Source organism: Saccharomonospora iraqiensis subsp. paurometabolica YIM 90007 (assembly GCF_000231035.2).
Classification (GTDB): domain Bacteria; phylum Actinomycetota; class Actinomycetes; order Mycobacteriales; family Pseudonocardiaceae; genus Saccharomonospora; species Saccharomonospora paurometabolica.
The window spans coordinates 1-1,042 of record NZ_KI912219.1; the positions used below are offsets into that span (position 1 = coordinate 1).

Genomic DNA, 1,042 nt, shown 5'->3' on the forward strand with positions numbered 1-1,042 from the left:
GAGTGTCCCGTCCCGGGCCACCCGTGCCTGGCGGTTGACCCGGGCGAGGTGGTGGACGCGGTCCGGGTGCTCGCGGGCCGTGGGCGCCGGGCCGACACGCAACCCACAGGAGGTGTGCCGTGATCGAAGACCACTTCCGCGCACTCGGCGACGCGCTGCACCGGACGGTCGCGGCCGCGCCGACCATCGAATCGTGGGCCGTGCGGCTCGCCTCGGTGCTCACCGGGGGCGGCAGGCTGCTGGCGTGCGGCAACGGCGGCAGCGCCGCCGAGGCCCAGCACCTCACCGGCGAACTGGTGGGCCGGTTCCGGCACGACCGGCAGCCGTTGTCCGCGCTGGCCCTGCACGCCGACACCTCGGCGGGCACGGCCATCGTCAACGACTACGGCGAGCACGAGCTGTACGCCCGGCAGGTACGCGCGCACGCCCGCCCCGGCGACGTGCTGATCGCGCTGTCCACCAGCGGCCGCAGCCAGAACGTCGTCACGGCGGTGAAAGTGGCCCACGAGGCCGGCCTCACCACGTGGGCGTTGACCGGCCCCGACCCGAACCCGCTGACCGCGCTGTGCGACGACGCCGTCGCGGTGGACGCGCCGGACACGGCCACCGTGCAGGAGGTGCACCTCGCCGTGGTGCACGCGCTGTGCGCCCGGATCGACGTGGCCCTGGGGGTCGCCGGGTGAGGCCCCTGGTGGTGGTGGGTGACGCGCTGCTCGACGTCGACGTCGAGGGCACCGCCGGGCGGCTGTGCCCGGAGGCGCCGGTTCCCGTGGTGGACGTCGACGGGGAGTGGCTGCGCCCGGGAGGGGCCGGGCTGGCCGCCACGCTGCTCGCCACCACGGTCGCCTCCGGCCCGGAGGTGCTGCTGGTGACCGCGCTCGGCGCGGACGCCACGGCCGACCGGTTCCGGTGGGCGTTGTCCCGCGACGTCACGGTGCTGTCCCTGCCGTCGACCGGGGACACCGTGCGCAAGACCCGGGTACGCGCCGGGGGGCAGACACTGCTCCGCGTCGACGACGGCGGGGGGCGGGCCGCCCACGGG

The 1,042-nt window shown here is 76.3% G+C and carries 1 protein-coding gene and 1 pseudogene; both read left to right on the forward strand.

What is annotated here, in order from left to right; genetic code table 11:
- Nucleotides 1-119: 119 nt before the first annotated feature.
- Nucleotides 120-683, forward strand: coding sequence for a D-sedoheptulose-7-phosphate isomerase (locus SACPADRAFT_RS0208360; protein WP_007027737.1), 564 nt, complete (start codon nt 120-122; stop codon nt 681-683).
- Nucleotides 680-1,042 (forward strand): annotated as a pseudogene (locus SACPADRAFT_RS32470) (D-beta-D-heptose 1-phosphate adenosyltransferase); the annotation flags it as partial. The gene SACPADRAFT_RS0208360 and the pseudogene SACPADRAFT_RS32470, both read left to right, overlap by 4 nt.